General features: G+C 36.2%; 34 protein-coding genes and 2 pseudogenes. 32 read left to right on the forward strand and 4 right to left on the reverse strand.

All coding sequences use genetic code 11. The features are described 5' to 3' along the window. The first annotated feature begins 255 nt into the window (after positions 1-255). From nrdF to R0K30_RS02670, 4 genes are all read left to right on the forward strand, one after another. Positions 256-1,251, forward strand: coding sequence for a class 1b ribonucleoside-diphosphate reductase subunit beta (nrdF, locus tag R0K30_RS02655; RefSeq protein WP_410609160.1), 996 nt, complete (start codon positions 256-258; stop codon positions 1,249-1,251). Positions 1,252-1,340: 89 nt separating this feature from the next. Next, a complete protein-coding gene (locus R0K30_RS02660) occupies positions 1,341-1,868 on the forward strand; it encodes a hypothetical protein (protein WP_410608984.1) in 528 nt (175 codons plus the stop codon). Beyond that, on the forward strand, positions 1,861-2,223 hold the full coding sequence (locus R0K30_RS02665) for a hypothetical protein (RefSeq protein WP_410608986.1): 363 nt from the start codon (positions 1,861-1,863) through the stop codon (positions 2,221-2,223). Before R0K30_RS02660 ends, R0K30_RS02665 begins: the two co-directional genes overlap by 8 nt. A gap of 33 nt (positions 2,224-2,256) precedes the next feature. Beyond that, positions 2,257-2,685 carry a dUTP diphosphatase gene (locus R0K30_RS02670; RefSeq protein WP_410608988.1) on the forward strand — a complete coding sequence of 143 codons (429 nt, stop codon included), beginning with the start codon at positions 2,257-2,259 and terminating at the stop codon, positions 2,683-2,685. 76 nt (positions 2,686-2,761) lie between these two features. Here the strand turns inward: R0K30_RS02670 and R0K30_RS02675 are convergent, their stop codons facing one another. Continuing rightward, positions 2,762-3,208: a hypothetical protein gene (locus R0K30_RS02675; RefSeq protein ID WP_410608990.1), complete on the reverse strand. Its 447-nt coding sequence runs from the start codon at positions 3,206-3,208 to the stop codon at positions 2,762-2,764. A gap of 133 nt (positions 3,209-3,341) precedes the next feature. Here R0K30_RS02675 and R0K30_RS02680 point away from each other — a divergent pair, with 133 nt between their 5' ends. Together R0K30_RS02680 and R0K30_RS02685 are read left to right on the forward strand one after the other, a co-directional pair. Then, on the forward strand, positions 3,342-3,491 hold the full coding sequence (locus tag R0K30_RS02680) for a hypothetical protein (RefSeq protein WP_333980360.1): 150 nt from the start codon (positions 3,342-3,344) through the stop codon (positions 3,489-3,491). 201 nt (positions 3,492-3,692) lie between these two features. Beyond that, the gene (locus tag R0K30_RS02685; RefSeq protein ID WP_342487267.1) at positions 3,693-3,947 is read left to right on the forward strand and encodes a hypothetical protein; all 255 of its coding nucleotides are present in this window, start codon (positions 3,693-3,695) and stop codon (positions 3,945-3,947) included. Positions 3,948-3,954: 7 nt separating this feature from the next. Here R0K30_RS02685 and R0K30_RS02690 read toward each other — a convergent pair whose 3' ends face one another. After that, the gene (locus R0K30_RS02690; RefSeq protein WP_410608993.1) at positions 3,955-4,554 is read right to left on the reverse strand and encodes a DUF1643 domain-containing protein; all 600 of its coding nucleotides are present in this window, start codon (positions 4,552-4,554) and stop codon (positions 3,955-3,957) included. 42 nt (positions 4,555-4,596) lie between these two features. Here R0K30_RS02690 and R0K30_RS02695 point away from each other — a divergent pair, with 42 nt between their 5' ends. The 17 genes from R0K30_RS02695 to R0K30_RS02775 all read left to right on the forward strand — a co-directional run bounded on the left by R0K30_RS02695 (position 4,597) and on the right by R0K30_RS02775 (position 12,124). After that, a complete protein-coding gene (locus R0K30_RS02695) occupies positions 4,597-5,409 on the forward strand; it encodes a thymidylate synthase (RefSeq protein ID WP_410609162.1) in 813 nt (270 codons plus the stop codon). After that, the gene (locus tag R0K30_RS02700; RefSeq protein WP_410608995.1) at positions 5,406-5,921 is read left to right on the forward strand and encodes a dihydrofolate reductase; all 516 of its coding nucleotides are present in this window, start codon (positions 5,406-5,408) and stop codon (positions 5,919-5,921) included. The genes R0K30_RS02695 and R0K30_RS02700 overlap by 4 nt, the downstream gene beginning before the upstream one ends. Before the next feature lie 88 nt (positions 5,922-6,009). Next, on the forward strand, positions 6,010-6,417 hold the full coding sequence (locus tag R0K30_RS02705) for a hypothetical protein (protein WP_340972954.1): 408 nt from the start codon (positions 6,010-6,012) through the stop codon (positions 6,415-6,417). Between the two features lie 40 nt (positions 6,418-6,457). Then, entirely contained in the window at positions 6,458-6,805 is a 348-nt protein-coding gene (locus tag R0K30_RS02710; RefSeq protein WP_410608998.1) for a hypothetical protein, read from the forward strand. A 62-nt stretch (positions 6,806-6,867) separates the two neighbouring features. After that, a complete protein-coding gene (locus R0K30_RS02715) occupies positions 6,868-7,410 on the forward strand; it encodes a hypothetical protein (protein WP_333980344.1) in 543 nt (180 codons plus the stop codon). Positions 7,411-7,464: 54 nt separating this feature from the next. Further along, complete coding sequence (locus R0K30_RS02720) at positions 7,465-7,737, forward strand: YgiT-type zinc finger protein (protein ID WP_410609000.1); 273 nt, start codon at positions 7,465-7,467, stop codon at positions 7,735-7,737. Positions 7,738-7,741: 4 nt separating this feature from the next. After that, positions 7,742-8,224 carry a hypothetical protein gene (locus tag R0K30_RS02725; protein ID WP_410609002.1) on the forward strand — a complete coding sequence of 161 codons (483 nt, stop codon included), beginning with the start codon at positions 7,742-7,744 and terminating at the stop codon, positions 8,222-8,224. A 182-nt stretch (positions 8,225-8,406) separates the two neighbouring features. After that, complete coding sequence (locus R0K30_RS02730; protein ID WP_410609004.1) at positions 8,407-8,796, forward strand: hypothetical protein; 390 nt, start codon at positions 8,407-8,409, stop codon at positions 8,794-8,796. Next, complete coding sequence (locus R0K30_RS02735; RefSeq protein WP_340911314.1) at positions 8,796-9,119, forward strand: hypothetical protein; 324 nt, start codon at positions 8,796-8,798, stop codon at positions 9,117-9,119. The genes R0K30_RS02730 and R0K30_RS02735 overlap by 1 nt, the downstream gene beginning before the upstream one ends. Next, complete coding sequence (locus R0K30_RS02740; RefSeq protein WP_410609006.1) at positions 9,112-9,588, forward strand: hypothetical protein; 477 nt, start codon at positions 9,112-9,114, stop codon at positions 9,586-9,588. The genes R0K30_RS02735 and R0K30_RS02740 overlap by 8 nt, the downstream gene beginning before the upstream one ends. Beyond that, on the forward strand, positions 9,585-9,809 hold the full coding sequence (locus tag R0K30_RS02745; RefSeq protein ID WP_410609008.1) for a hypothetical protein: 225 nt from the start codon (positions 9,585-9,587) through the stop codon (positions 9,807-9,809). Before R0K30_RS02740 ends, R0K30_RS02745 begins: the two co-directional genes overlap by 4 nt. A 56-nt stretch (positions 9,810-9,865) precedes the next feature. Then, the gene (locus R0K30_RS02750) at positions 9,866-10,387 is read left to right on the forward strand and encodes a hypothetical protein (RefSeq protein ID WP_410609010.1); all 522 of its coding nucleotides are present in this window, start codon (positions 9,866-9,868) and stop codon (positions 10,385-10,387) included. Continuing rightward, positions 10,384-10,554, forward strand: coding sequence for a hypothetical protein (locus R0K30_RS02755; protein WP_410609012.1), 171 nt, complete (start codon positions 10,384-10,386; stop codon positions 10,552-10,554). The genes R0K30_RS02750 and R0K30_RS02755 overlap by 4 nt, the downstream gene beginning before the upstream one ends. Positions 10,555-10,820: 266 nt before the next feature. Continuing rightward, positions 10,821-10,991 (forward strand): hypothetical protein, encoded by a 171-nt coding sequence (locus R0K30_RS02760; RefSeq protein ID WP_169510695.1) that lies wholly within the window; start codon positions 10,821-10,823, stop codon positions 10,989-10,991. A 17-nt stretch (positions 10,992-11,008) separates the two neighbouring features. Continuing rightward, a complete protein-coding gene (locus tag R0K30_RS02765) occupies positions 11,009-11,545 on the forward strand; it encodes a thymidine kinase (protein WP_410609164.1) in 537 nt (178 codons plus the stop codon). A 14-nt stretch (positions 11,546-11,559) separates the two neighbouring features. Further along, complete coding sequence (locus R0K30_RS02770; protein ID WP_106037331.1) at positions 11,560-11,745, forward strand: hypothetical protein; 186 nt, start codon at positions 11,560-11,562, stop codon at positions 11,743-11,745. Continuing rightward, entirely contained in the window at positions 11,738-12,124 is a 387-nt protein-coding gene (locus R0K30_RS02775) for a hypothetical protein (protein WP_410609015.1), read from the forward strand. The genes R0K30_RS02770 and R0K30_RS02775 overlap by 8 nt, the downstream gene beginning before the upstream one ends. Before the next feature lie 27 nt (positions 12,125-12,151). Here the strand turns inward: R0K30_RS02775 and R0K30_RS02780 are convergent, their stop codons facing one another. Further along, positions 12,152-12,421: a hypothetical protein gene (locus tag R0K30_RS02780; RefSeq protein WP_410609017.1), complete on the reverse strand. Its 270-nt coding sequence runs from the start codon at positions 12,419-12,421 to the stop codon at positions 12,152-12,154. Between the two features lie 67 nt (positions 12,422-12,488). Here R0K30_RS02780 and R0K30_RS02785 point away from each other — a divergent pair, with 67 nt between their 5' ends. The 3 genes and pseudogenes from R0K30_RS02785 to R0K30_RS02795 all read left to right on the forward strand — a co-directional run. Then, complete coding sequence (locus R0K30_RS02785; protein WP_410609166.1) at positions 12,489-13,028, forward strand: PDDEXK family nuclease; 540 nt, start codon at positions 12,489-12,491, stop codon at positions 13,026-13,028. 91 nt (positions 13,029-13,119) lie between these two features. Next, entirely contained in the window at positions 13,120-14,607 is a 1,488-nt protein-coding gene (locus R0K30_RS02790) for a recombinase family protein (protein WP_106037327.1), read from the forward strand. 29 nt (positions 14,608-14,636) lie between these two features. After that, positions 14,637-15,572: pseudogene (locus tag R0K30_RS02795) on the forward strand (nucleobase:cation symporter-2 family protein); the annotation flags it as partial. A gap of 62 nt (positions 15,573-15,634) precedes the next feature. Here the strand turns inward: R0K30_RS02795 and R0K30_RS02800 are convergent. Then, positions 15,635-16,489 (reverse strand): polysaccharide deacetylase family protein, encoded by an 855-nt coding sequence (locus R0K30_RS02800; protein WP_099728465.1) that lies wholly within the window; start codon positions 16,487-16,489, stop codon positions 15,635-15,637. Positions 16,490-16,849: 360 nt separating this feature from the next. On the opposite strand from R0K30_RS02800, the pseudogene R0K30_RS02805 reads away from it, so the two are divergent. From R0K30_RS02805 to R0K30_RS02830, 6 genes and pseudogenes are all read left to right on the forward strand, one after another. Continuing rightward, a pseudogene (locus R0K30_RS02805) lies at positions 16,850-17,629 on the forward strand (transposase); the annotation flags it as partial. Between the two features lie 333 nt (positions 17,630-17,962). Further along, positions 17,963-19,063: a type III polyketide synthase gene (locus tag R0K30_RS02810; protein ID WP_410609020.1), complete on the forward strand. Its 1,101-nt coding sequence runs from the start codon at positions 17,963-17,965 to the stop codon at positions 19,061-19,063. After that, positions 19,060-19,569 (forward strand): isoprenylcysteine carboxyl methyltransferase family protein, encoded by a 510-nt coding sequence (locus tag R0K30_RS02815; protein WP_099728468.1) that lies wholly within the window; start codon positions 19,060-19,062, stop codon positions 19,567-19,569. The genes R0K30_RS02810 and R0K30_RS02815 overlap by 4 nt, the downstream gene beginning before the upstream one ends. Positions 19,570-19,654: 85 nt before the next feature. After that, positions 19,655-19,741 carry a Fur-regulated basic protein FbpC gene (locus R0K30_RS02820; protein ID WP_223251174.1) on the forward strand — a complete coding sequence of 29 codons (87 nt, stop codon included), beginning with the start codon at positions 19,655-19,657 and terminating at the stop codon, positions 19,739-19,741. Positions 19,742-19,874: 133 nt separating this feature from the next. Next, positions 19,875-23,468 carry a dynamin GTPase gene (dynA, locus tag R0K30_RS02825; protein ID WP_410609023.1) on the forward strand — a complete coding sequence of 1,198 codons (3,594 nt, stop codon included), beginning with the start codon at positions 19,875-19,877 and terminating at the stop codon, positions 23,466-23,468. 42 nt (positions 23,469-23,510) lie between these two features. Beyond that, positions 23,511-23,774 carry a YpbS family protein gene (locus R0K30_RS02830; RefSeq protein WP_099728470.1) on the forward strand — a complete coding sequence of 88 codons (264 nt, stop codon included), beginning with the start codon at positions 23,511-23,513 and terminating at the stop codon, positions 23,772-23,774. Positions 23,775-23,800 lie beyond the last annotated feature (26 nt).

Below are 23,800 nucleotides of genomic sequence, written 5' to 3' on the forward strand. Positions count from 1 at the left end.
CGAAACCAAACCTAATAAAAAAAGCTACAGATGTCTGTAGCATGAACTGATTAAAGTTGTTACTTGTAAGTGCAATTAACCCTAATTCAAAAACTATCTCTACCATCTCAACTATTGTTTTTCCACTCAATATTAGTCACCTCTATTATTTTTTTGAGGCTTAAAGACCACCTCGTATATAGGGGCAACAAATGTAGGTGTTTTACAAGTACTGAAACCAAACTTTTTTAATTTTTTTGTCTGGAGGAGTAAAAAATAACAAATTTAAACAAAAATTCAACATACACAGCTGCAGATTGGTCAAAACACGAAGACGATTTTACACAAATGTTTTACAACCAAAATGTGAAGCAGTTCTGGCTTCCTGAGGAAATCTCATTACAAGGAGACTTGTTAGCTTGGAGAACGGTTGGTGAAAAAGAGCGAGATACGTATATGAAGGTACTTGCTGGACTGACTTTGCTTGATACAGAACAAGGAAATACAGGGATGCCGATTGTGGCTGAACATGTAGAAGGCCATCAGCGTAAAGCGGTATTAAACTTTATGGCGATGATGGAAAATGCGGTACATGCGAAATCATACTCAAATATCTTCATGACACTCGCACCAACTGAAACGATCAATGAAGTGTTTGAATGGACTAAAAATAACAAATATCTTCAGAAGAAGGCAGACCTGATTATATCTGAATATAGAAATATTATGAAAGGTGATCCCATTTCCCTTTACAAGGGAATGGTGGCATCAGTGATGCTGGAAAGCTTTCTGTTCTATAGCGGCTTTTATTACCCACTCTACTTTTATGGTCAAGGTAAGTTGATGCAATCAGGGGAAATTATCAACTTAATTTTAAGAGATGAGGCTATTCATGGAGTATATGTCGGGCTGCTAGCTCAGGAGATTTATAATAAGCAACCTGCCAATGTACAAGATGAATTACATAAGTGGACAATCAATCTATTGAGTGCTCTATATGAAAATGAATGCGACTATACAGAAGATGTATACGATCAAGTAGGACTATCAAGTGATGTGAAAAAGTTCATTCGTTACAATGCCAATAAAGCGTTAATGAACCTTGGATTTGCCCCTTACTTTGAAGAAGAAGAGATCAATCCAATTGTATTGAACGGACTCAATACAAAAACAAAGTCACAAGACTTCTTCTCAATGAAGGGTGTTAGTTATAAGAAAGCAACTGTTGAAGCACTTAAAGATGAGGATTTTGTCTTTGGTGATATAACTTAACAAAAGAATCTAATTGGGGTCAATGAAAAATCGTCATGTAGTCTGTATGAAATGGTAATTTTATTGAGAATTAAAAGGAGAGATGAATTATGCACGTTATCAGACAAAGTGAATTAACAACAACACAATCAGATCTAATCGATACTATAAGAGGCCACTTAAAACATAAGCACTTGCTTGAAATCGTTTCAATTGGGGCGATTGAAGTTGGAGGACAGAAAGTGATTTTAAAAAATAGGTGGAACTCTTCCGACATTACTTGGTTTAACACTATTGGTGAAAAGTCAAAATGGACTGTTAGAGACTTGCTAGGTTCAAATGTAATCATTAGGCACGATATGTTCACTAAACTTGGTCAAGAAGCTATTAAAAAACTTTCTGAGAGCTTGCAAGGAGTGAGTCAAATTAAAACTCATGAAGAACTAAAAAATGAACTAACAGCCATTGAGAAAGAGATAAGTCGGCTAGGGACGGTAAAAAATGAGATCAGAAAGAAATTAAACGCTGTATGCCCCCATGAAGATACCTACCTAGTTGATTCATGGTCATGGGACAAGACAAGATATAAATGTCGTAATTGCTATGAATATATTAAAAAAGAAGTCAGTAATGTATAAGTGGCTAATCGATGATTTAATCAATGAGAATATAGACTACCTGGCAGAAAACATGTTTAATGGTGAAACGATAATGAACAGTTTGGATTTAGATATAAAAACTACATTTGAGAGGTTATTTTATTTAGTCTCTCAATCTAAACTCGATGCTTTCTTAGTGTGGGAACAAAAAGACGGAAGCCGAGAAAAGCAGATCACACTATGTGAGGAAAGAAAATTTGATTTAACTGATTTTGGAGGAAAAGAACATCCGCCCTTGGATGAACTCTATGTAAAGTTTAAAGTCAGTAAAGAATATAAGGAATTCAGAGATGAGTGGGAAAAACGTAAAAAGATTCGAAATAAGAAAAGATAAATAACAAATATCACAAAGGAATGAAACGACATAATGCAAATTAAAATCAAATATCTAGACGAGACACAAACAAGAATCAGCAAAATTGAAAAAGGAGACTGGATTGATCTTCGTGCAGCTGAGGATATTCTAATGAGCAAAGACGAATTTAAACTTATTCCATTAGGAGTTGCGATGGAGCTACCAGAAGGGTATGAAGCACACGTTGTCCCACGGGGAAGCACTTTTAAACACTTTGGGATCATTCAAACAAACTCCAAAGGAGTTATTGATGAATCATTCAAAGGAGACAATGATTTCTGGTTCCTACCAGCTTACGCTCTACGAGACACAGAAATTAAGAAAGGTGTGCGTATCTGTCAATTTAGAATCATTGAGAAAATGCCAGAGGTTGAATTGATTGAAGTAGATTATCTAGGTAACGATGATCGTGGAGGACATGGATCAACGGGTACTAAATAATAGTAACACTTGGCTGCGTGCATGGTGTGATTTCTGAAGATTTTATACTGTGGGGTATCACAGCCAAGTGATTTGTTTAGTTTGGTTCTACAACTGAATGAATATACGCAAAGTTGGGATGAAGTTCGTCTTTCGTGTATCCTGTGTAATCTTTATTTTGTAGGTCATAGGCTTGTATGCGTAACGGGTCACCGAAGTTATTTGTACCTGATCCTCCAAGGTCTCCAGCTTCAGTATAGATAATAATTTTTACAGGCTCCTGCTTAGAAAAAAGAGAGATGAAATTTTGAGTGAATTTGTTTAATCCCTTGACCTCTCCTGTGATGATTTTGTCAATCTCAGCAACAATTTCATTAACTGAGTTTACGGCACTGGTACTAAAGTGCGATCTATCATCGTATATATGAAGTATTTTCTTTTCTGGTTCATAGAGATAGTTAAAGTGACTTTTCTCGTCAAAACCTGCTTCGTAGATAGTACCTTCAATATTGTTCTTCTCAGTGATAACTTTTGCAACTTTCATCTGATCTACCGCCTTTTTATGAATAGTATTAATAATTTGATTATATCAAATGAAAGAAATTAAAGGTAATGATATCCATCGGAACAACAGGATTTCCAATAAAAGAAGACTTTTAAACAAAAGGGAGGAAATTATGCAAGAGACTGTTTTGAAACGTGTGAAAAGATTTATGGAAGAAAACGGGATCGAATGTGAAGAAGCAATATATCAAACAGACGGAGTCATTGAGAATGCTTACGAGTTTATTGAAGATTTGTTTTTGCTGATTAAGGAGGAGGAATAGCTATACACAAAGATTTAAAGGAACTGGTAAAATTTGAGTGCATAATCATAAAAACATGTATTTTAGTATCTCTGCTTCTTGTGCTTCTCCCTTGTTTAAAAATACTTCATTATGCAGTAACAATCCCATCAGCAATAGTATTACTAGGACTTGCAACAGATTTAACCCTAAATAAGTGTTTAAGGAAAAGAGGTAGAGAACTTGATTAAAATTGACACATTACATAATTCATTAGCAAAGATAGATAAACAAATGAAAGTGTATGACCTAATGGACGATGATCCAGAAATGAAAATGAAAGCATTGGAAAACATGATTAGAGAGTTTGATTCAATTGGAGATGGAGCACTAGAAGGTATAAAACAGGCTACTGCTTTATTAAAGAAAGTTGGAAGTGAAGACGTTGGAAATAGAATTGAGATGCTTAATACAAAGAAAAAAGCTGAGACAGTTTAGCTCAGCTTTATAAATCCAACGGTTCAAAAGGATCATCCATGTCGATTGGTTTGCCTTGAGGATGAACTGGAAAGTCATCTACTAGTTTAATTTTTTTAACTTGTACACGGTATTGTTTTATTGCACTAATTATATTGTTAAGATTACCTTCATCTGTTGTATTCGATCCCCAGGCACAAACAAATTCATCTTCTGACCTTGTAGCTAAGTAATTCTTAATTACGTCTAAGTTTTTAAATACAACGGTATCATATTCGCTTTTGTCGTTTTTCATAAGTTTTTTCACATAAGATATAAGTTGATTTGAATCAGTTAAATAAAATGGAAGTACATTAAAGATAAAAATTTTGGATGCATCTTGTTTGTAAGCTGCGGCTATTATTTTATTTATGGTGAGGTCTGATTCATGCTCATTAGCTTTACTAGGATTTTTAAGAATATAGGTTATTACCTTATTAGTATCTTTATCAGTTTTTATGACTAATGATGTTCTAACATTAATCGTTTTTCCTTGCTGACTTACAAATGAGTGGCAATCACAGTTTTTTTCAATTACATACTCAGGATAAGAAATGGATTTGTTACTTGTTTTAGCTATGGAAAGCACCGCCTTGTTTTATTATGAATCTATTATAACTTAAGGAGAGATATATTGGAAAAAGAGTACTTAAATTTATTACAAAAAATCTATGCATATGGTCATGACACTGGAGACAGAACGGAAACAGGTATGAGAAGCCTTTTTGGAGAGACAATGGAATTTAATCTGTCTGAAGGGTTTCCTTTGGTTACAACTAAGAAGATGTTTACTAGAGGAGTCTTTGGAGAGTTGCTATGGTTTTTAAGTGGTTCAACATCCAATAAAGAGTTAGAAGAGAAGTATGGTATCAAGTTTTGGAAAGAATGGGCGAATGAAGTTGGTCAGTTACCGAACATCTACGGAAAACAGTGGACTAGGTGGGAAGACGGTCGTGGGAACATTTTCAATCAAATTAAATATGTGATTGATCAAATTAAAAATAACCCAACAAGTAGACGTATCTTATTCACTGGATGGAATGCTCCAGAGATGCAATGGGAAGATACGGCTTTACCATGTTGTCACAGTACAGTTGTTCAATTCTATGTAGAAGGTGATTACCTTCATATGTATCACTATCAACGTTCAGGAGACATGTTTCTAGGTGTTCCTGTCAACATCGCTTCATATGCAACGCTATTGACCATGATTGCTCAACAATGTGATCTAAAGCCAGGTATCATGAAACACACAATTGGTGTAGCTCATATTTATCACAATCATTTAGATCAAATTAAAGAACAACTAGCTCGATCTCCATATCAAGCACCAAAGCTTAATGTTAAACGTAAGCCTGAGTCAATCTTTGAGTATAGCTTAGAAGACTTTGAAGTGATCGAATATGACCACCATCCATTGATCAAAGGAGATGTAGCAATTTGATCAGTTTAATAGCAGCATGTGACATGAACATGGGTATTGGATTAAATGGAAAACTCATGTTTTCTGTTAAAGAAGACATGAAAAGGTTTAAAGAATTAACTGAAGGTAAGCTATGCATACAGGGACGAAAAACATATGAATCAATTATTAAGATTAACGGCAAGCCACTTTCTAACAGAACAAATGTTGTTTTAACAAAGGATAAGACATATAAATCCTTACCAGGCACATTTGTTTATCATTCAATTGATGAGGTATTGAAATTAATTAACGGGCAAGCTAATTATGGAGATGAAGTTATGGTTATAGGAGGCAGTGAGATATACAAACAGTTCCTTAATCATGCAAGCAATGTTTATTTAACAATGTTTCATGATATGTCTGAAGCAGACTCATATTTTCCTAGTCTTAATGACAACTGGTTAAGAAATAGTAGTGAACATCACTACAGAGACAAAGGGAGACCTGTTGGGTACAGTTTCATCCATTATAAAAATGCAAATAACATATAATTTATATTGACTAAAATACAAATTACATATATTATAAAGATAAGCCAAATCGGTTTATCTTTTTTAATTTAAAAAGGGGGATGATTGAATGTGTAAAGCAACTAAATACATAAAAGAAATTGAAGTGAAAGTAAACGAACTAAATGAAATCAAGAAAAAGATCGATAAGGACATTGAATTCTATAGAAAAGAAGTTAGCAGAACAGATAAAGAACTCAGTGAGTTTTATCATGACTTAGAAGTTGCAGTATTCAATGCCTGTGAAGGATGGAGCCTATCTAAAAGAGGGCAAGCAATTCTTATTGAAAGAAGAAAAGTCAAATGTGAATACGACAAACTTCGTATGATTAGAGATACACTCGGAAAGTCCTTGCTGAGTGTTGATGAAAAAGAAATCAAAACAATTGAAAATGCCAAGCGCCGTATCAATAAAACAAATAACAACTTGATCAAGTGGAAATCTGAATCTAAGAAGAATCATTTAAAAGCTATTTAAACTACATAAAATCTGAATTTTAAACAAAGTCTTGTAGGAGGTGTGTGATATAAAGACTGAATCACATCAAGAATTAAATGAGTTAGAAAAAAGCAAATACAAGCTTAAATCGGACATCTTAGAGAAAAAAAGAGACCTGCTACATATTAAAACAAATCAAAATCCATTGGCATTAGAGAGACTATTTGAATTAAGTGAAGTATTGCAGCTGACAGAGCAATCAGAGTGGGTCAGCTCATCTATGGCCATGAAGGCAGTAAGAATCAACAAAGAGTTTCTAAAACTATTCGACTTTAAAGGTGATGCCAAAGCTTACATAAACAAAGAAGAGTTTAATAGGCTACATGAAGAGTTTATCAGAATTAAATTCGAACAAAACAACATTTAGCTGTTAATTTAATACGAATCAACTCTATACTATTTATGTAGCAAATTATGGAGGCTGATACTATGAATGGAAGAGAACAAGCTGAAGAGAAGATTATTGATTTTTTGAAGTCTGATGAAAGGGTTGCGATTGTCACAGGTACTCATATGCATCAAAAGATAGACCTAGTTATGAATGTGTTATGCGAGCACTTGTTTTCTGAGAATATTCTTTTCAGAACCTACACACTAGAAAACGCATCAAGATTCTTAAAGTCATCAACAAAACTTAAAACAGGTGTAGCGTATCGTGGAAGTCTTAATAACATTTATGTAGATACCTTAAAAGAAAGAACATGGGGCAAGCACGGTGATCCAATCCATACAGCGGTTATATATCCACTTAAACCTATGAGCGCTGAAAAACTAAGAACAGAAGCTATATCTAATTTACTCGATCGTGTGAAAGTAAAGAAACTCATTTTGGTAAGTAATCAAGATGCATTGGATCTCACATGGGCTGCATCAATTAACACTAAGATTGTTTATGACTCTCTAGAGGATGATCCAGAGTATCATCAAAGGGTAATAGATGACATTGCAAGTAAAGGGTTTAAAAGACTGTAGGGGCTACTGCCCCTTAGTTTAAAACGTTGATTTTATTTAAAGGAGATGTGATTTATGGAAAGCGTTCATAAATACTTCAATAAGATAAAGAAAGATGTGACTAAGTATTGCAATAACTGCGATAAAGACGTTTTGATGTTTGCTAGATTAAAAGATGAGCAGCTTACATTTAAGGGACAAACGGTGGTCGTAAAAAACAGCATGGTAGCTTATTGTAGTGAATGTAATGAAGAATTATACTGCGAAGAATTCGATAAGTACACGATGAATGAAGCGGTTAAACTCTGGGAAAAGCAAGCGGGAGAGAAGTTTAAAAGTAAGGAGTGATTAGGTGGATGAGTTGAAATGGTGGGGAATTAATTTAAGAATCAAAGATGAATCTTCTAGAGACTTGTTAATAAAACTATTTAGTACGATTAAGCAAACATTTGAGAACCTATACAATGTTAAACGATCTTCAATTGATTCTGCTATAGAAGAATTGGGAAGTGTGATTCCAGATTACGAAAAACCAATTATTCGATTTCTAAAAGATGAGCTATCCTTACTTAGAGAAGGAATCAAAAATATCAGTGTCTGTGACAGGCAGTTTATTTTAAGAATGGAGTATGCTTTATATGTTTACGAACCAGAAATCGACTGTATTTATCCTGTAAGCAGCAGAGATACTATAATCACCTTTTTCAATAGGCTAAATGAAGATATTAACAGACTGAATAAGCTCAATAAAATGTATCAGATTGCTAAACAAAATACAAAAACAGATGCAAATGGTCTCACTGTAATTGAAGTCAATGATGATTGGAGGAGTTAAATCAATGATTAAAACAATGAAGTCAAAATTTAAAAAAGAAGAAGAGTTGCCATCGGAATATGTGAAAGGGTTCTATTCAGGAGCGTTCTACTCAAACTTAATCTTATTGCCTGTATTCCTTATTATAGCCACGAAGTTGCTTATTAAATAACAAATAACAAGTATATAGAAGGGTGAAATGTATGAAGAATATCTATTCATGGTACGGCGCAGATTTCAAAAGAAGCTCCTCAAAAAACATTCAGAATGCGTTTGAGGAATGGCTTAATTTAATTAAAAGTGAACTTCATAAATACTTTCAGGTGAGTCAATCGGAGACATTACAAGAGCTATTAGATAAAAGTAGCAACGATAGTTACTTCGTTGAGTGGTTTAAAGCAATTGGTTTTTCATCACTACATCAATTAAATATTGAAAGAGTGTCACAAGAAGAGAGATTTGTTAGCTTTATTGAGTTCGATAAATTCGTTATTGAAAATGAACATGAGTGGGAGCAAGAACACAAAGAGATGAGAGGTACATTAATTTCAGTTATTAAGGAGATGCCAGAAACAATGAGGATGTTATTTTAATGGATAGAAAAGTTTTAGAAGCATTAATTCAAATATATCAAAATGATTTTATGAGCGGCTATCGTGGAGATGACAAAGATGAATTAAGAGTTGTTTTCCTTGAATTAATCGTACATACAACAAGATATGTTAATGATTTTCGTTATTGCAACAAAGAGAATTGTCCATGTAGCCCTGAACACGACCTTAAAAAATGGATCGACACCTACCACGAAGAAATCTTCTTGAAAATGATTGGAGATTTTGCACTTAGTGATTATCCATCGAAAAAGGTGAAACAGTTTTTACTTCAATTTAAAACAAAGGAGAATCTAAATGAATAAAGATGATGATCTTAAAATAAAGAGTTTCTTTGAGGAAAGAAAAAGAAGAGAGGAAATGGAAAAAGATTTCATCATTCATCAAGGTTGTGCTGCTTTTGAAGAAATCCTTAAAGAGGTTAAGGAAAGAGGATCTCTAAATGAAGCTGATATGTATTACGGAATTCCTACACCTCAACTAAGCTTCTCAGAGGTTGAATTAGGTTACATGCTAACTTCAATGATGGAATATGCGACAAATCATGTGGGGAATCCGGTTGATGAAGAAAGTGAATTCGAAAATAAACGGGCATTCTTTGAGCATAAAAAAGAGATACTTCAAATCTATGAAGTCCGTGGTCAGGGAACTGACAGCTGGTTTGAAGAACCTAATGAAGAGACAATTAATAAATTGAATAACACAGCTTATGGTGTTTACTTGATTCAGTTTGATGATTTTATTAACTATTATAAAAATAAGGTGATTAAATGAAAGGATTACATGTAGAAGGTACATTCTTTAAAAAAGACGGCACACAGTTTACATATGAAGAGTTCATTAAATTAATTGAAGCAAACGGTATTGAGTTTGGAGGAAGCACTTGTATTCAAAATGATGAAGGTGACTTTTTAAGCGATTCTGGTGTTGTCATTACAGACCAAGTTAATAAGCAGCGAATAAGAGAAATCAAAAAAGATATGGAGTGGTCGTAGGCAGCTATTATCAACGTTTATAAATGAAAAATAACAAATATAAAGGGGGACGGAAAATGAATAAATATTATTACAAAGTGGAGCAAACTTCTAACTTACACAGAGATCTTGAATATGGATTTTTCATCAAAGGACAATTTATGCAAGATAGGAACGAGGAAATTTCAAGTTTAGTTGGGATCGAAGATTTAGCGAGTAAAGCAGCATATGATTTTAATGGAGGTCTTTTAATAAATGAAGCTTATGCTGATGAGATTGATGATAAGCATTTCATCAAAAAAGAACAAGAATTAGATGGACGTATTTTCAAACAATTTAAGAAAAGTTCAAGCTACTTTAAGAAGTGGGATAAATTTATCAAAGAAAATAACCTGACTCATGCTATTAGAATGCAAAGTTTAAATTTTTTAGTGTTTGTATACGACCTTACTGGTGCTATTGAGTTTATTACATACAACGATACATTCTATGTAGAATCGAAAACAGAGCAGGAAAACAAATCTTTGATACCTATTACTGAAAGAGAATTACTTGAAATGAAATTAGAGAAATCTCATAAGGCGGCGATTCGTAGATGATCGTTACCGCTTGGGTTTTGTTAATTGCATTTGGACTTGTTGTGCTAGGTGAATGGGATTCAGATGGAGATATGAAGTTTGCTGTTTGGGTTGGAGTAGCTAAGTTTATTTCAATGATTATTGTATCAGTAGCTGCTGGAGTAATTTGGGGAGGATTGTTCCAATGATACTCATTGCAATAATTTATTACATATTAACCACTCTAATTAAGTTTTGCTTAGTTAGATGGGCAAGAACAAATGGATGGGGGCACGATAAAACAAGCTGGGCAGTCATTTTTGTGCCTTTAATTGGTCTTGGATATTTAATTATTATGTGTGGTATTGTTATACAACTTAAAAGTTCTAGATAAAATCGGTCTTTTAACCAGAAATAAGTATTCATATTTACTACATAAATCAAGCACTTTTTATATTGAAAGGAGAAATTACATATGACTATTAGAATTCCGTTTGAACAGGATGCATTAAAACAAGCGTACCTATCTCAAGTTGGCGGTAGAATTTCTTTTCAAAAGGGCAAAACTCCAGTATTTTCGTTTAATAGTGAAGAAGATTATAAGAGATATAGACAACTCATTCTTGGAGGAGGTGATGAATCATAACAGTAGGATCATTAACAATTGATGTAGGAAGTATGTTTGCTGAGAAATCAACAGCGTTGCAGCGTCACGGGAAACGATTCATGTTAGCTGGAAAGAAAGTGGTGTTTCTCAAACCGTCCATAGATAACAGATACTCAGAAGACTTCATTGTGACACATGATGGTAAGAAAGTTGAGGCGTTAAACATACAAATAACAGATGAAAACAAGGTTGGTATACCCCTAGATTTGTTTGAAGCTGATGTTGTTTGCATTGATGAAGTTCAATTTTTCCCAGATCAAATGATCACTCACATTGAGAAACTAATCGAACAAGGGAAGAAAGTGTTTGTTGCAGGATTAGACATGGACAGATATGGTAAGCCATTTGGAATTGTACCGTACTTAATGGCCAAAGCAGATCATGTGACTAAACATCATGCAGTTTGTGCTTTTTGTGGCGATGACGCTTGGGTTTCACTTGAAGTTTCTAATGATTCAAATACTCAAGTTAAAGTTGGGAACGATTATAGGCCAGCATGTAGACAATGCGCTTATGAAAGGGGAGTTAAATAATAGAAGAAAATAGTTTGGTTGAGCTGCACAGCAAAATGAAAAAACAAATGGAATCAATTGAAGAAGCGATACATAACAATGATTTTTCAAAAGTAAACCGTCTAGGCATCAGTCTAAGTAACAATAACGAAGAATTAATGCAAGAAGCAAGAGACTTGTCCAACAATGAAAAAGGGAGATACGTAAATACATATGCTTAACTTACATAACTTAAAAGGCGCTTATCAATTAAAAAATCAAGGAGGTGATTTTGCTTATTTTTATAATGAGAAATCAAACAACTTAATTGTTATCAACAACATTGATGATGAAGAAATTAGAGATGTTACAGACAATACATCACAGGATGCTTACATGTACTTAACAAATAAACTCAACATCGAAACAAATTTAACTGCCATTTGGTACAAAACTGAATTTGATTCAAGTGACTATATTCTTGCTGAGGATGTAAACGGTAAAGAGTTGCTCCACTTAGACTTGATTGATTTGGAGAATACTGTTTTAGGAGATAGGTATAAGTTTGATAAGAAGTATGTGAAGTTTATCGAAGGAGATGTAATCGAATTGAAATTTTAAACCCCTGTCATAGGACAAGGGTGTATATCATGAAGATTTAAAATTTTTAATTAGATTATTCACTTCTTTAACTAAATCAGGGTACTGGTTGTTATCAACGAAAGAGTATTCAACTTCATTTGTTTTAGCATTTGCTTTGAATACGAGCTCTGCACTTTTAGACTCTGTTTCATTGTAAACAGCATAGTGTTTTTCGAATAAATGATTTTCAGACATATCCACATGAAATTTTACTGTATAACCATTGGATTTTAGATATTCAGTTAGTTCATTGTGTTGGTTGATCAGTTTAGTCAATGGGAACACTCTCCTAGATATTGATAATCATAGAATACCCCATTTAGTTATTAAACACAAAGAAAGGATTGGTTTATTGAGCACAAACTTGGGAAAAGTTTTTGAAGCAAATATTCAACAATCAGCAAAAGATCAGGGTTTGTTTTTTTATCGAATTAAAGATGTAAATCCAATGGCTTTGAAACGAAATTTTGGAATATCGAAAAATAAATATGATTGTATTCTTTTCGCTAAGGGGCATTTGTTTCCACTAGAATTAAAATCAACGAAAAAAGGGTACGTTTCGTTCTCAGAAAGTATCATTAAAGCACAGCAGATAAAACATTTAGAGGTAGCTTCTAAATATGAAGGAGTGTTACCTGGTTTTCTGTTTAACTTTAGAGAGCATGAGAATAGAACTTTCTTTGTACACATTAAAGACTTTCTTACATATAAGAATATAGCTCAAAAACAATTAGCACATACATACATAAGCAAGGTTAATAAAGCCAGCATACCTATTGGCATCTGTGAAGAGATCGGAACAGAGGTAAGGTGGATGAAGAAGAAAGTGAATTATACATACTACATAAATAAGATGTGCGAGAATTTAATTTCAAGGAGGTGATGCATATTATTGACAGGGATCAGGATAAGTCTCTGTCTTTATTTTTGTTATAATATTTACAACTAATAATAAAAATGTGTGGTGATTAAATATGAACATTGATGAAAATTCAAAAGTGGCAGTCTATTCAAGAAAATCAAGAGAAGACCCAGACACAGAAGATACTTTACTGAAACATAGGGATCAACTAAAAGCACTCTTAAATAGATACAGTTTTACAGATGTAGAGTGGTTCGAAGAAGTTGTCTCTTCTGATTCTATTGATAATAGGCCTATTTTTTCTAGATTGTTGCCTAGAATCAGATCAGGTGAATTTGATGTTGTGTGTGTAATTGCGAACGATAGACTTTCCAGGGGATCACAGATAGATTCAGGACGTATCATGGAAGCCTTTAAAGAAAGCAACACTCTACTCATAACTCCTCAAAAAATATATAATATGTCCAATGAGAGTGATGAAATGCTCTCAGAGTTCGAATTGGTTATTGCTAGAAATGAATATAGAGCTATTAAGAGAAGGCTGTTAAATGGTCGAAAAGGTGCTGTCAAAGAGGGAAGACCGCATTCTGGATCTGTTCCATACGGGTTTAAATGGGACAAGAATGACAAGAAGGCAAAGGTTGATGAAGAAAAAATAAAAATTTATCGTATGATGATTGATTGGTTTCTTAATGAAGAAATGTCTTCCATGGCAATTGCAGATAGACTGAATCAATTGGAAATCCCGCCTCCTTCTAGTAGAGGGAAAATGTGGTATGGAGAAGTGGTAACCTATCTTTTGATAAATGATTTTCATAGAGGATTTGTCTGGTATGGAAAAGATGAACAGAACAAAGGTATTCATCAGCCAACCAAAACAGAGGAAGAGCATATAAAAATTGTAGAACGACTATCAAAACTAAGGACATATCCAGAGGCTGGAAGACGTTTGAACATGAACACTAACAGACTTTCAGGAATAGTTAGATGTCCTTATTGTTTGAAAGTTCAAAGTATAGATCAGCCAAAAGGAAGACAAAAACACGTAAGAAAGTGTCTCAGAAGATCGACAGCTCGTGAACCAATGTGTGATACAACAAAAGGGATAAATGAAGACATTTTATACCGAGCGATACTACAAGAAATGAAACAGTATAGCTCTGAATTATTCAAAAGGAATGAGAATACTAAAACTGACGAACAAGCTACTTTTTCGGGGCAGTTAATTGAATTAAAAGAAAAAGCGATTAAAAAACTGAGAGGAAGAATTGATCGGTTAAAAGAACTCTACTTAGACGGTGATTTAGACAAAAATGAGTACAAAGAAAAATTAGAAAAAGCACAAGAAAATTTAATAAAATCTGAAAAAGAGCTCAGTGAATTATATTCATCAGTTGAATATCAAAAAGAAAAGGCATTAGAAAAAAGAACTTACCTATGGCAAAAAGAAGATGTTCAGGCATTGCTAGAATCAGATCAGGGAATGTCAGAGTCAGAGATCAATATAATTCTCAAAAAACTTATTAGCCATGTGTCATATAAAGTTAAAGATGAAGATGGAAAACAGCCTGAGTTGAGTGTAAAAGTTTATTATAATTAAAGTGTATTCATTGTTGTACTCAAGCTATATCTGTCGTCACCATTATTGGAATTACCCTCATTCCGGTAGCGATGAACAATATGGCAGGAGGGGAAGGAAGTGCAGATTATGGTTCTTTTGAAAATCTAGGGCTTGCTTTCCTTGTGCTGTTTATCATTGTTTTGCTCTATAGATTCACAAAGGGATTTATGAAAGCTATCGCTATTTTAATCGGCATTCTACTTGGGACAGCAGTCGCAGCCCTGCTAGGAAAAGTGGAAACGGCCGAAGTAGCAAATGCACAAGTTTTCCGCATGATTGAACCTTTTTATTTTGGCATGCCTACCTTCGAATTTGCGCCAATCATGACCATGACTTTAGTTGCCGTCGTGTCTTTAGTTGAATCAACAGGTGTTTATTTCGCGCTAGGAGATTTAACGAATCGCTCATTAAAGGAGAAGGATTTAGCAAAGGGCTACCGTGCAGAAGGGATTGCTGTGTTATTAGGCGGTATCTTCAATGCCTTTCCGTACACAGCCTACTCACAAAACGTTGGGTTGATTCAGTTAACAGGTGTCAAGAAAAACCAGGTCATTGTTGTGACAGGGGCATTGTTAATGATATTCGGTCTTTTTCCTAAAATCGCTGCATTTACAACGATTATCCCAAAATCGGTTCTTGGCGGCGCAATGGTTGCCATGTTTGGGATGGTCATTGCCTACGGTATTAAAATGCTCTCGCGTGTGGATTTTGCCAAACAGGAAAACCTACTGATTGTTGCTTGCTCAGTTGGGATCGGCTTAGGTGTCACCGTTGTGCCGCAAATGTTTGAGCATCTGCCAGAATCAATCAAATTATTAACAAGTAATGGCATCGTGGCCGGCAGCTTTATCGCTATTTTGCTTCATATTATTTATCACATGATTCCTTTTAAAAAAGAAACCGGGCAGGACCTGATGGAAGAGCCTAAGAAATCTGTTGTGTAAACACTTCTCTTGGAGTTGAAAGCCCGCATCTTTTGGATACGGGCTTGTTGTGATTAGTGCTATTAATGTTGTACCGGCTGCATTGTTTCGTTAATGACTGCAAATGTATAGCCCCTTGCTTTTAGCTGTGTAATCAGGCTATCTAAATAGTTTGTGGTAGAGGGTTGATCATGCATTAAAATAACTTTTGGTTCCCATGGTTTATTTTTCTCAAACATTTGCAGTTGATTCAATACCTCTGGAACATATTGTGAGTTTTTATATCTCCAGTCAAGGCTATCAATCGTCCAATCCCAGTAAATAAAGCCATTTTGGTTTAAACGTACTTTTTGATGATATGTTAAATTTGGAACACTGCCATAGGGTGTTCTCACAAGACGGGTGTAAACACCTGTAACAGAAGCAAGAATGCGCTGAGCTTCTCTCATTTCATTTGCGGGAGACTCACTGTTCTGATAAAAGCGGTTTATATCATGCGTCATGCCATGAAGCCCTAATTGATGTCCTTCTTGATAAAGTCTTTTCACAGCTGCTTGGTGTGCTTGGATTTGCGGTCCAAGCATGAAGAATGTCGCCTTCACGTGATGTGCTTTTAATACATTTAACAGCTGATTTGATGTAGCAGAAGGACCATCATCAAATGTTAAAAAGACCGTTTTATTCGTTGTCTGTTGGTTTGGATTGGACTTAAAATGTGTATCCAATGTTCTTGTAGAATGATCTTTTGCTTTCAGACTGATGCTTGTGTCTCGGAAGTCACTGTTGGCAACAATTTTTGCTTGCCCATGTGTCGCCTGCAAATGGGGTTTAGACATATCCCAGATAAAAAAGAGAAACAGTGTAAGAAGCACTAAACCAATTATCTTCGAGAGAAGTATCGTGTTGTAGGGTGTCTGTTTTTTGGACACCTTTTTCATTACAATCACTCCAGTCAATTAAATTTTGTGCCGAATCATGTAGTAGATTCTATCTTTTTTCACTGTTTTTCATGGTGTTCATATTGATTAAGTATACAGGAAAAAACACCTTTTTATATATAATAATCAAATAAATTAGAATTTTATGGTTATTGTTTGTATGGATCAGAAAAAAGGTGATCCATTCATGTTTAAATGAAATAATTCTGAATAATGATCGAAACGTTGATATGTATACGCTAAGATAGCATCAGATTTAACCATTAATGCGAAGGGAAGGGAAATTCCGTATGAAAGTGTTGTATAATGACGATTTCATTGAAAAAAAGGATGCTCATGTGGATATTGTAGATAGAGGCTATCAATCGCGAAAAACATGGAGAAAAGCTCTTACCCCTACAAAATAAAGAAGAAACAAAAGAGATCAAAGTCAGTACAACTGAATCAGAGATTGGCTACTATGTAAAAGGTGAACGTGAAAAGTCATTTGCTTATTCCTTTCATACAGCTTGTGATTCAAAAGGATTTATTTTTGGATCACTGGTCACTGGTGGAAATGTTCATGATAGTCCTATGTTAGATTCGCTCGTATCAAAGGTGACAAAGAAAGTCGGAAAACCAAATGTAGTTGCAGTAGATGCTGGATATAAAACACCTTACATCGCTAAGTTTTTAATGGATCAAGAGATAAGACCTGTCAAGCCTTATACTCGTCTGAGAACAGCAGCTGGTTATTCAAAAAGAATGAATGCGTGTATGGACGCATATTTTGATTGTTACATGTGCCTAAACCGTCAAATTCTCTCTTACCGTACAACGACTAGAGAGATATAAGCAATATGTGTCCGATTCAGAGGTATGTAAAACTTGTTCTTTTCTAGATAACTGTACACAAAGTCAAAATTATACCAAACAAATTCATCGGCATATTTGGCAAGACTAGATGAACCAAACTACCTAAGACTCACTGAAATGAATAAGAACATCTATGCAAAGCGGTGAGAAATAATAGAACGCGTCTTTGCGGATGCAAAAGAAAAGCATGGTATGCGTTGGGCGAAACTTCGTGTACTAAAAAAAGTTTCAATGCAAGCGATGCTTACTTTCGCTGCCATGAATCTTAAAAAATTAGCCAACTAGACATGGAAAACGCCATGTCCAGCGTAACTTTTTATAATTATGTGAAAACCCCACTTTTACTTGAAGTAAAGGTGGGGTTTGTCTACGGTCTGCACTTCTCTTTTAGAGGTGTTTTTTGCATAAAAAAAGCAGGTTCGCTTGGCTTGGAACGAACCTGTGAAGGAGGAAAACTACATCATGTTTCCACCTATATTATCCAATATTTATCAATTGTCGTCAAGACAAAAAGTTAGACGAAGGAAAATATTTTGACTGAATTGTGACGCTTTGACGCTTTGGCATGTATATCCTATTTTTGATAGGGTATATTAACCGAAAAAAGAGGTGAAGCAGGTGGCTTACATTCTTTCAGTTGGAACGAGTCTGCCAAAGAATCATGTGAATCAGCAAACAGCAGCTGAATTTGCAAGATCTCAATTTAAACGATCGTTTAAAGATATTGACCGGCTGCTAAGAGCTTTTAATAATGGAGAAATTCAGAGCAGACAGTTTGTGCAGCCTATTGAATGGTATCAGAAGCACCACTCTTTTGAAGAGAAAAATAATATCTATTTGGAAAAAGCACTGGCTCATGCGAAAGAAGCAATCATTCACTGTCTTCATGAGACGACGTTCCTTCAAAGGCCTATTCCGTTTGAAGAAATCGATGCTTTGTTTTTCATCTCAAGCACCGGATTGTCGACACCAAGTCTTGATGCAAAGCTGATGAACGTTCTCCCTTTTTCGCCTTATACGAAACGAGTGCCGATTTGGGGGCTAGGGTGCGGGGGCGGAGCGGCAGGATTGTCTCGAGCTTATGAATATATAAGGGCATACCCAGAAGCGAAGGTTCTAGTTGTCGCATGTGAGCTTTGCAGTTTAACCTTTCAGCCGCAAGATCAATCAAAAAGCAATTTAATCGGCACCTCCTTGTTCGGAGACGGGACGGCGGCGGTTCTGTTAACTGGAGAAAAAGCTGCATTTGACTATACGCAGTTAAAAACAGTGCCTAAAGTGATGGGTACACAGTCAGTAACGATGAAAGATTCTGAGGATGTGATGGGCTGGGAATTTACAAGTGCCGGCTTTCAGGTCATTTTCTCACGTGACATTCCGTCCATTATTTCAGGCTGGTTAAAAGAGCAGGTGGATCAATTTCTACATCAGCTCGGGTTTTCAACAGATGATCTAACTGTTTTTCTTGCCCACCCTGGAGGTAAAAAAGTAATTGATGCCTATCTTGAAAGTCTATCTTTACAAGAGGATCAGCTTTTTTCTTCAAAAGAAGTACTCAAACACCACGGGAATATGTCCTCTGCTACAGTTATGTATGTCATGAAGCATTTTCTTGAACATCAATCAGCTGATCCGGGCGATGTGGGGCTTTGCGGGGCTCTTGGTCCGGGCTTTTCCTCTGAATTATTACTCATGAAATGGGAGGAGATCTCGTCATGATTTTTTGGCTGGTCATTGGTTTCTTCATTTGTCAGCGCCTGATTGAAATGCTTGTTGCCAAAAGAAATGAGAAGAAAGTGAAAGCGATAGGCGCCATCGAATTCGGCGCTAACCATTATCCTTATATGGTCGGAATGCATGCTGCTTTTTTCCTCTCACTCATTGGAGAGACATGGCTGTTAAACCGGGAACCATCCCGTTTTTTTCTGTTGCTGCTCATTTTCCTGCTGGCTACACAGGTGGTTCGATACTGGGCATTATGTTCCCTTGGGACGTACTGGAATACAAAGATTTTAGTGGTGCCAAATGCGGTGATTGTAAAAAAGGGACCGTATCGCTGGTTAAAGCATCCTAACTATGTGGTGGTGGCGATTGAGCTTATCTTGATCCCGCTATTGTTTGAAGCGTACATTACCGCCATTTTGTTTACGTGTTTAAATGCATGGATGATGATGGTGAGAATTCAAACAGAAGAGAAAGCACTAAATCAGTATTTACTAAATTAATATTGAAAATCATTATCAATTGTGATACACTTTCATTAATGATAAGCATTCTCAATCACGAAGGATGGACGGTGATCACATGACAATGATTTTCTTACTAGGTACGGTCTGTGTATACAGCCTATTAATTGGCTTTGTATTAAAAGGTGTTTCAAAAAAATCTGCTTCCTGATCGCAGTCAATTACGACTGATCGGGCAGCAGATTTTTTTTATTTCCTCAGATCAGAAGAAAAATCTCTTTATTTTGTGTAAAATGGTATCACATACATAACTGACTTTTCTAAAAACAAAGGGGTTTATCGTCATGAAAGACTTGTCTATTCGAGATTCGCTCGTTCAAACTACAGGTGCTTTATATCAAAGCCTTCTCAAAAGGGATGATCATGAGCGCGCAGTCAAACTTGCATCGATTATCAAAAAGGAAGCAGAAGAAGAAGTGTATATTGCATTTACCGGCCACTATTCTGCTGGTAAGTCATCACTTGTGAATCATTTGCTTCATGATCACATCCTGCCAACGAGCCCAATCCCAACAAGTGCAAACTTAGTCGTTGTAAGAAAAGGGAGAAGTGAAGTACAGCTTCACACCTCTGATGGCCGTTTTGCAAAAATGAGCGGTTCTTATGACAAAGAAGCGGTGCAGCGTTTTTGTAAGGATGGAGAACAGATTGAAATGGTCGAAATGAGCGGTGATTATAGGGGACTTGAAGAAAAGGTGGCACTGATCGATACGCCAGGAATTGATTCAACGGATCATGCGCACTTTTTATCGGCTGCGTCAATTCTACATCAAGCAGATGCTCTTTTTTATGTCGTTCACTATAACCATGTTCATTCTGAAGAAAATATTCGTTTTATTCGCTCCATCAAAGACCAAGTGCCAAATCTTTATTTCATTGTGAATCAAGTCGATCGACATGATGAACATGAGACAGCTTTTGAAGACTACAAAAAACAAGTGGTTGAAATGCTCCTCAAAGAAGGCATTGAGGAAGAACATCTGTATTTTACATCTGTAACCGATGAGGCACACCCAAGAAACGAAATGCTTCGTTTAATTGAGAAACTACAAGAATTACAAACATTGCCTAAAGCATCACTTCGAGCCTATACAGAGCAGAAAATAGAGCATGTCCTAAAAGAACATATCGAATCGTTAAAAGAAGAGCTGCAGGAAGAGGGTCTTGATACGCAGCTTCAAGATAAAAGAAATGAAGTCAAAGAACTTGAAGCGAAAAACCGATTCATCGAAAATGGCGCAAAACAGTTAGAAGACGAAATATCTTCTGAAATGGAGAACATTTTAAAAAATGCGAATCTAACTCCATTTAAGATGAGGGAGCTCGCAAGTGACTATATCGAATCGAAAGCACCTGGCTTTAAAGTAGGGTTGCTCTTTTCTAAAAATAAAACCGAGCAGGAAAAAGAAAAACGGGCAAACGATATCGTAACAGATGTAAAGACGAGAATGAAAGCAGAAGTGGACTGGCATATTGCAGAGCTTTTCAAAAAGGAAGTCAAGCGGCATCAGCTTGGAGAAGAGCTGTTAGATCAAGTGATGGCATTTGAAACACCTGTCCAAGAATCCCTGCTTGAAAAAGTCATTCATCCCGGTGCGACTTTTTCTAATGAATATGTTCTTCAATATGCGAAAGATGCTGGTGAAGCCCTAAAAAGACAGGCTAAACAGAAAGCGTTGCCATTGATTGAACAAATGGCTGAGACCCTGAAAGACCAGCTCACGAAGGAAAAGGGGAAGCAGCAAGAAAAATGGACGCAGGCGAAACAAGAGCTTCAAATGCTTGAGCAGTGCATCGAAAAAAATGAACAAATCAAACGAGACATCCAGCATGTATGGGATATATGGAAAAACGGAACGGATGAGCTGGTCCAAGAAGATTGGTTTTATGCGAAAAAACAAAGGATGCAGCATGACCAGCTGAAGCAGTACCACGCGCCATTTCATGCTGAAGAGAGCGGGCAAGAAAACGAGCAGACAGATCATGATCAAATACGTCAGTCTCAGCATTTAACGACGGCACAGTCGATTAAGCAGTTTGAACAGCTTTCTCGTATTTTATTGCCATTAGACGTTCTTCAATCTCAAAGAAAGTCCTTTGAAAAACGAACAAAGCGGCTGCAGGCGAAAGAATTCACACTCGCCTTATTCGGGGCTTTTAGTTCGGGGAAATCTTCCTTTGCCAATGCCCTTGTTGGGCGAAAGGTGCTGCCATCGTCTCCTACCCCAACAACGGCAACGATCAATAAGCTAACGCAGCCGACGGAAGATCACCCGCATGAAAGTGTCAAAGTGGTGTTCAAATCAGAGCAGGATATTTTAGAAGAGCTCGATCAGATTCTCGGATTTTCTATCACAGGAGAAAAGGGAGATACGTTTAGAGCGAAACTCGAACGAGTACTGAAAAAAAGACAGTTTGAACAAGATCACCGCATCATTGTTGAACATTTTCTAGAAGCGCATGCCCGGTTTCATGAATACATTGACAAGCAAACCCCATTAAATGTCACACTTCAAGAACTAAAGCCGTATGTGGCAGAAGAAGCTGTTTCTTGTGTGGTCAAGGAAGTAACGGTGTATTTAAGTACACCTTTGACAGATAAAGGGCTGACGATTGTTGATACGCCAGGCGCCAGCAGTATGAATAAGCGTCACACAGAGATGGCCTTTCAATATATGAAGGACGCAGACGCCCTTCTTTATTTAACTTACTATCAGCATTCTTTCTCCAAGGCCGATCGGTCATTTTTACGTAAGCTTGGGCTCGTAAAAGATTCTTTTAGCATGGATAAAATGTTCTTTATTATCAATGCAGCTGATTTGGCAAAGGATCAAGCAGAGCTTGAAACCGTCTTTGACTATGTGCGAAAAGAGCTCACAAAAGAAGGCATCCGAAACCCAAATCTTCATCATGTGTCCAGTAAGGAAGAGATCGAAGGAAAAGGGTCAACACCTTATAATCAATATGAACAGCTTAGAAAACAACTCGACTATTTTATTGAGGAAGAATTAACGAAAGATGCCATCGAGCTTTTGCATTTTGAAGCTAGTACATTATGTGGAACCGTCGACAAGCTACATGCCACCTTGCATCAGTCAGAGGATGAAAAACAAGCCGAAAAGAAAAAGGTAGAATCATCATATGAAGCAATCCTTAAAAAAATGAGTCATGTCAAACGGTCAAAGCTAGTGACAGAAAGCGTGAAAAAGGACTTGCAAGAACAGCTTTACCACATTGTTCAGCGTTTATCACTATTTGCGAATGATATGTTAAAGACCGCCTTTTATCCTGGACTATCCCAAGGAAACTTCGGACAGCAGTTGAAAAAGGCGCTTGAACAGGCGCTGAAGGATTATGAATTTGAATTTGTACAGGAGCTCAAGGCGCTCGATATCCGAATGGAATCGTTTATCAACCAGTATTTCCAAGAGGAGTGGGAGAAGGGTATGCAGGCTGCATGTGCTGAGGATCCTTACTTTTCTCTCAGACTGTCACCGCCAGAAGAGAAAAAAGCTGAGCTAAAACAAATTGAAGTCGAAGCAGAACTTAGCCAATTTGAGCCGCTCTTAAAAAAGCAAAAATCAGCGAAAGCTTTCTTTGAACAAAATGGGAAGGCTGCGTGTATTGAAGCGATTCGAGATATTCTTCTTCAATTAACCACTGAATGGGCTGATAAAGAAAAAGAAGAATTATTGAGTAGATACGAAAAAATGGTGGAGACCTTTACTGTAAGATATGAAACAGAAGCGCTCCAGCAGCTGAATGAACAAAAACAAACATTTATCACAAGCTTGACGACAGATGACAAAGAGCAGGCCATCATTGAACAAGTATATGAACAAACAAATGAATGGAAAAGCCAGTTGAAAACCATTTGATTCATGGTAGACTAGATAAAAAAAGAAAGCAGTTGATACACAATGACGAGCGTACACGAAGACATTTCTGCACATTCACAAAAGCAGCATGCCCATATCCAGTCCTTTCTCGAGCTTGAACAGAAAAGAGAACAGGCGATAGAGGCTGCTGTGGCAAAGTGTGAGCAAAAAGAGCCATTTACAACAGATGAGATCAATGCCGTTACTTCAAAAATGAATGAGCTTGCAAGAGGCGGAATTGTGCCGCTGCGTAAGCATGTCACGATCGATATGGTCAGGGAGTATGTCGAGCGTAAACAGAAGTAAAGAGTAACTTTCTCTTTTTTGGTCAT

Origin of the sequence: Bacillus sp. SIMBA_154 (assembly GCF_046536015.1) — a bacterium.
In the GTDB taxonomy this organism is placed as follows: Bacteria; Bacillota; Bacilli; order Bacillales; family Bacillaceae; genus Bacillus; species Bacillus pumilus_P.